At 60.6% G+C, this 279-nt stretch carries 1 protein-coding gene; it reads right to left on the reverse strand.

Annotated features, from left to right (window positions below; all coding sequences use genetic code 11):
* The coding region (locus tag NR126_RS28680) for an immunoglobulin-like domain-containing protein (protein WP_256832528.1) at positions 1-279 on the reverse strand (279 nt) is incomplete at both ends.

Genomic DNA, 279 nt, shown 5'->3' on the forward strand with positions numbered 1-279 from the left:
TCAGGCCGGTGGCGTCCAGCGAGTCGCTGATGGTTGTGACGGCTGGGGTAGTGCTCGGCACCAGGTTCTCAAAGTTACCGCCGGTGGTGCCGGTAATCGTCGTACTGACGGTGGAGCCATTGACGTATACGTCGTTGGCCGGGGTATCGACGACGACAGTGCCGGTAGTTTTACCGGCCTCAATCACAATGACCGAGCCATTGCTCAAGGTCACGGTCATCGCGGTGCCGGCTGGATTGGTCAGCGTGGCGGTGTAGGTGATCGAGCCGCCTTCGGTAA

The organism is Pseudomonas sp. Pse1 (assembly GCF_024519635.1).
Lineage (GTDB): Bacteria > Pseudomonadota > Gammaproteobacteria > Pseudomonadales > Pseudomonadaceae > Aquipseudomonas.